This window comes from Campylobacter sp. Cr9 (assembly GCF_020138295.1).
GTDB lineage: Bacteria > Campylobacterota > Campylobacteria > Campylobacterales > Campylobacteraceae > Campylobacter_E.
In genome coordinates this window covers 1-6,227 of the sequence record NZ_JACGBH010000026.1, presented here as the reverse complement: position 1 = coordinate 6,227, position 6,227 = coordinate 1, and the positions used below count along the sequence as shown (strand labels likewise).

The 6,227-nt window shown below is 29.1% G+C and carries 5 protein-coding genes; 2 read left to right on the top strand and 3 right to left on the bottom strand.

Annotated features, from left to right (window positions below):
- Nucleotides 1–291 precede the first annotated feature (291 nt).
- The 3 genes from AVANS14531_RS08975 to abc-f form a co-directional block, all read right to left on the bottom strand.
- Nucleotides 292–1,752: a hydrogenase small subunit gene (locus AVANS14531_RS08975; protein ID WP_336612139.1), complete on the bottom strand. Its 1,461-nt coding sequence runs from the start codon at nt 1,750–1,752 to the stop codon at nt 292–294.
- A gap of 196 nt (nt 1,753–1,948) precedes the next feature.
- Nucleotides 1,949–2,275 carry a hypothetical protein gene (locus tag AVANS14531_RS08970; RefSeq protein ID WP_336612138.1) on the bottom strand — a complete coding sequence of 109 codons (327 nt, stop codon included), beginning with the start codon at nt 2,273–2,275 and terminating at the stop codon, nt 1,949–1,951.
- Nucleotides 2,272–3,858, bottom strand: a complete 1,587-nt coding sequence (gene abc-f / locus AVANS14531_RS08965) for a ribosomal protection-like ABC-F family protein (protein WP_336612137.1) — start codon at nt 3,856–3,858, stop codon at nt 2,272–2,274. Before abc-f ends, AVANS14531_RS08970 begins: the two co-directional genes overlap by 4 nt.
- A 61-nt stretch (nt 3,859–3,919) precedes the next feature.
- On the opposite strand from abc-f, the gene AVANS14531_RS08960 reads away from it, so the two are divergent.
- Complete coding sequence (locus AVANS14531_RS08960) at nt 3,920–4,945, top strand: GGDEF domain-containing protein (RefSeq protein WP_239818064.1); 1,026 nt, start codon at nt 3,920–3,922, stop codon at nt 4,943–4,945.
- Nucleotides 4,938–6,164, top strand: a complete 1,227-nt coding sequence (locus tag AVANS14531_RS08955) for a diguanylate cyclase (protein ID WP_239818065.1) — start codon at nt 4,938–4,940, stop codon at nt 6,162–6,164. Before AVANS14531_RS08960 ends, AVANS14531_RS08955 begins: the two co-directional genes overlap by 8 nt.
- The last annotated feature ends 63 nt before the right edge of the window (nt 6,165–6,227 follow it).

Genomic DNA, 6,227 nt, shown 5'->3' with positions numbered 1-6,227 from the left:
TCCCCTTAAACCCCATCCCCCATCCTGACAACGCTACAGCATGGAAAAATTGCCTAAAATCCATAACCTGCTACGCAGCTAGATGGATTTTTTAACGGCAATTTTCCACATCTTTATTGTAATTTTGCTCTGCAAAATTACTTTTAAATTCCTATTTCAAATTCTTTGATTTTTTTGTTTGAAATTTTAAAGAACTTGAAATGGGAATTTCGTTTGTTAAAAAAGATTTTTTGAAGAAAAATAAAATCTGAAATTCCTAATTCAAATTCTAAAAAGAATTTGAATTAGGTTTTAAAAACCTTTTAGATGATAGTTTAATCTATCTATTAAAATCTCGTGTTTAAATAAATCACCTTCAAATTTTACGCTTTTGCACTCTAGCATTTTTAGTGATTTTGCTATCATTGATGCTATGCTATCTACTACACCAAATAAAATCGCTATTTCATCAAGTCCGCCAAGGCGATAAATAAGCACTAATCTAAATGATTTTGTAACATCTATTAAAATAGGCTTTTTAGCTAATTTAAAATCAAGCCCACTAGCAATTCCTATTTCATATTTATTCGCCATATCAAGTAATTCATTTAAGCTTAAATCAAGTCCTAAAATATTAGAACAGGCTTTTAAAATACCACTAAAAGTATTGTCCGTTTTACTCTCTGCTTCAAGACTTAGATTAAATTTATCTTTATAATTATTTAAAAGTTTTGCACCTAGTTTGTTTTTATTTAATAATTCAGCGTGATTTTGGCTTTCGTATTCTAAATACGCTAATAATTCATTATTTACATAAATTCCATCATCTTTTACGATAACTTCATCGCTTTTATTAAATCTTTCTAAGCTCTCATAATTTCTTGCTCTTTTTGTCTGCGCATATGAGCTTGCTAGAGCTTGTTCGTAAATACCATATCCATCCCAAAAATCTCTTTCGCTACACGCAATACAGCCATGACCAGCTTGCACAGGCCAAGAAGTTTTTGCATTAAACTTTGTTTTAGGGCAATTATTGAATGTATATGGTCCTTTGCAACCAACTTTGAATAAACATGCACCATTTTTAGCAGCTTCATCGCCGAAAGTTTCTACGAAATCTCCACTCTCAAATGCGATTTTTCTCTCGCACATATCGTGTAAGCACTTTGAATAAGCAAATGCAGGGCGATTGTTTTCATCTAAAAGCGGTGCTTTATTAAAGAATGCGTAATGTAAAATACTTGCAATTATATTGCTCTCGCTTGGAGGACAGCCTGGGATTAATACAGCGTCTTTTAAAATATCTTCTATGCTAATAGAATTAGTTGGGTTTGGCTTTGCAGCTTGAATACCACCATAAGATGAACAAGAGCCTATCGCATATACGCAACTTGCACGACTTGCTAATTCTTTTAATTTATGCATTGCACTATGAGCAGGTGCTCCGCCTGTATAATAACTTGCTTCACTTATAGCACCTTCAACAACTAATAAAAAAGGTTCATTTATATTTAGTAAATCTTCAGCTAAAAATCCACTAGCAGCCATATAAGTTTCATGATAAACAAGGTCAATAAAATCAAATATCAAATCATCAAGACCAATATTTTCACTTCTAATAAAACTCTCGCTACAGCCTGTGCATTCGCTAAAATGTAACCAAATAAGCTTTAATTTCTTAGCATTTATTTTTGCATAGATTTCGTTTTCATCAGCTTTAACGCCTAGAGTTTTTAATGTGCTTTGAATTTGAGCTAAAACATTTGCATTCATAAAAATCCTTTAAATAAACTTAAAATATAAAGTTAAATTGATAATAGCAGAATAATTTTTAAATTTAGTAACTTTTTTACTCAAAATAAAATAAAAATATATTTATTTTAGATATTAATAAGATTAAAATTATTAGAAAATTGTAAGGAATTTGAAATAGGAAATTGCTTTTAATTCCTATTTCAAATTCTAAAGATTAATCGCCTTGATAATAGTTCTTTTCTAGTTCTATATCTTCATCTTGGGTATTGTTTTTTGCCCATTCGCACATTGCATCTCTTAGCATTAGATATTTTTTCTTAGATAATTTTTCAACTTCGCTTAATTCTCTATTTTCTAGTAATTTGATTTGAAAAAATGTATCGTCTTTCTTAGAATATTTTAAGAAAAAATCCACGAAATCAAAATAATCTTTTTCGCTTTTATAATCTATTATTTCTTCAACATAAATAGTAGGTCCAAATCCCATATGGTTTTGGCTAAAATTACCAAAACCTGCTGAATATTCTACTTTAAAAGTCATTTTTCACCTTCATATTTTAATAAAAATTCTTCGTAAGTTCCAGCAAAATCTATAAGCTCACCATCTTTTAAATGCCAAATTCTATTAGCAAATGAGTTTATTAATTCTCTATCGTGGCTTATACAAATTGCAACTCCATCATAATCATATAAAGCTTCTCCAAGCGAGATAATAGCTTCAAGGTCAAGGTGGTTGTTTGGCTCATCTAATAAAATGAAATTACCACGTTCTAACATCATTTTACTAAGCATAAGCCTATGCTTTTCTCCACCACTTAAATCTTTTGCATGTTTTTCTTGATCAGCTCCGCTAAATAGCATTCTTCCAAGACATTTTCTAATTTCATCAATATCTTTATGTTTTTGAGAAATTAAGAAATCATATAATTTTACATCTTCAATGATTATGCTTGAAGTATCTTGTGGAAAATAACTAGGCTCAATGGTTGCACCTAATTTTACTTCGCCACTATCAGGCTTTAATTCACCCATTATTATTTTTGCCAATGTGCTTTTACCAGCACCACTTGCTCCTATTATCGCAATTTTATCGCCTTTATTTACCTTTAGATTTAAATCTTTAAATAATTGCTTATCATAAGCCTTGCTAATGCCACTTAATTCTAAAACTTCATTACCAATTTCTCTATTACATCTAAATAAAATTGATGGGTCTCTTCTGCTTGAAATTTCAATTTCGCTAACATCTAATTTTGCTAAGTTTTTTGCACGACTTGTTGCTTGTCTTGCTTTAGAAGCGTTTGCACTAAAACGAGCGATGAATTTTTCTAAAGCTTCTTTTTCTTTTAAGTTTTTAGCAAGTGCTGCTTCTTTTTGTCTTTTAATAAGTGTGCTTTGCATATACCAATCATCGTAATTTCCTGCAAATTCACGAATTTGTTTAAAATCTACATCAAGCATTCTAGTGCAAATACTATTTAAGAAAAATCTATCGTGAGAAATCACAACCATTGTTCCATCGTGGCGTTTTAGTTCATTTTCTAGCCAATTAATAGCATCTAAGTCAAGGTTGTTTGTAGGCTCATCTAAAAATAATACATCAGGTTTTGCAAAAAGCACTTGAGCAATTAATACCTTAAATTTATCGCTTGTTTGAACATTTTTCATAAGCTCATCGTAATTATGAAGATTTAGTGAGCTTAAAATCTTTTCACATCTAGTATCACACTCATAATTTGGGTCTTCTTCAGCGCAAATCATTTCTAATTCACTTAAGCGATTGTTGATTTCGTCTGTATAATCGGTGCATGTTGCATAGATTTGCTCTTTTTCTTTTACAGCTTTATAAAGCCTTTTGTTACCATACAAAACTGCATCTCTTAAGCTAAAATCTTCATAAGCAAATTGGTTTTGCTCTAGCACGCCGTATCTTACACCATTTTCAAAACTAACTTCTCCACTTGTAGCTTCAAGCTGACCTGCAATGATTTTTAAAAAAGTAGATTTTCCAGCACCATTTGCTCCGATAAGTCCGTATTTTTCTCCACGCTTTAAGCTAAGATTTACATTTTCAAACAATAATCCCGTAGGGTATCTCATAGTAAGAGATTTGATTTCTACCATTTTTTATCCTTTTTTTATATAATCAATCTTTATTAAAATTTATAAAAGGCTCTACAATACAATGAATTCATTTTTTAGTGAAATAATTATTTCTTTACCTAGTGCTACATTTATTTTAGAAATATTAGCACTTATTATTGCACTTTACTTTAAAAAATACAACATAATAGCAATTTGCATTCTATTATTAAGCTCAAAAATGATTTATTTATTTTCAACTCATTATCAAGCCCATATATATGTTAGTTTGTTTATGCCTTTTGTTTTTGCGATTTTAATAAGTCTAAAAAAGGAGTATGATACTATAAAATGCTTACTTCCTGCTAGCTTAGTTTTTATCTTATACATATTATTAGGAGTTTTTTTATCTCAAAATACTAATTTTATAGTTAATGTTACAGCTAAATTTATGCCTTTTAGCTTTGCGATTTCGGATTTAAGCTTAGCTTTTTTTATTGTATTTTTTATATATTTATTAGCTTTAAGATATTTTATATTTTTTGAAAAAAGTATATTTTTGGCTTATTTTTTCGCATATTTTGAATTTTTAATATTTAGTTTTTTAGAAAAAACAGATGTAGGATTTTTTGAGTTTAGTTCTTTGATATTTTTAATAGCAATAGGTATAGAAGGTTATAAATTAGCATTTTTTGATGCTTTAACTCAGGTTTATAATAGAAGAGCTTATGATAGAACTAGGCTTAAAAATGGCGATGTGATTGCGGTTTGTGATATAGATTTTTTTAAAAAAGTAAATGATACTTATGGGCATGATGCAGGAGATGTGATTTTAAAAGGTATTGCAAAGATTTTAAAGCAAAATGTAAGCAAAGTATATAGGTTTGGTGGAGAAGAATTTGTAATTGTATTTAAAAATCAAGATTTTAAAATTTGTGTAACAAAATTAGATAATATAAGACAAATAGTAGAAAAAGAAATTTTTAAATTTAGCGATAAAGAAATAAAAGTAACAATTAGCATCGGTGTAAATATGGTTGAAGCTGATAAAAAAGAAGCCTTTAAAAACGCTGATGAGAAACTATATAAAGCTAAAAACAATGGAAGAAACAGAGTAATATATGAGTAAAAAAGAAAAACAAATACAAGAATATATAAATAAATGGGGTCCTGAGCTAGAAATAGGTGTTGATATGGTTGATGAAGAACATAAATTGTTCTTTGAAATGATTGAGCAAGTTTTTGAAGCGGCAAATGAAGGATATAAAGAATTTAACGCAGTTTTTCAACTTGTATTAAATCATCTTGCTTGGCATTTTAAAAACGAAGAAGAATTTATGAAAAGCGTTGCAATTCATACAAAATATATAGACTATCACAATGCAATCCATTCTCAATGTATTTCACAGCTTGTAAAAATGAGAGATGCCGTAGTAAAACAAAATAGTTCCGATGATATGGTATATCAAAAAGAACTTGCATTAAATCTTGCTTTTTTTGTGAAAAACTGGTTGGTTTTTCATATTTTAGGAGAAGATTATAAGATTGCTAAACAAATTGAATATATAGAAGCAGGTCATAGCCCACAAAGAGCTTATGATATGATAAATGAACAAATGGATAAAAAGATAGAGATTTTAACCATAACTTTATCAAATCTATTAAAAATATATGAGATAAGAAACGAAAAATTATTAGAAATAGAAGCAGATATTAAAACAAGCTTAAAGAAAAAAGAAGAGCAATTACAAGAACAAATCCAAGAAAATAAGAAAAAATCAATCACAGATGAGCTAACAGGTCTTCATAATCGTCGCCAAGCTATGTTTGTTTTAAATAATATTTGGAGTGAGTTTCAAGACCCAACCTGTGCAATAATTCAGTTAGATTTGGATAAATTTAAAGAAGTAAATGATACTTATGGACACCATGCTGGTGATTTGGTTTTAAAACAATTTTCTAATGCTGTTAAATATTTCTTTGAAACAAATGAATTATGTAATAAATATAGATATAGTGATAGAGAAACGATACATTTTTGCCGTTTAGGCGGAGATGAGTTTTTAGTAATTTTACAAAAGTATTCATTAGATGAAGCAGTAGCTATTGCAAATGCTTTACATGCAACCGTTAATAATATAGAAGTATTTGATGAACATAAAAAGATAATATGGAAAGGAAGCACAAGTATAGGTGTAGCTTGTAGAAATGCTGATAATAGAGATTTTGAATCTGTATTAAAAGCTGCTGATGCTTATTTGTATAAAGCTAAAGAAGATGGAAGAAACTGTGTTCGCTCTATGTTACACGAGATAGGGGGGGGGGTATTTCTAGCAGAGTATATGTAGGATATCAGTCCTAATTTTAGGGATTTGAAATTCCTATTTCAAATTCTTTAAATTTTTTTCTTT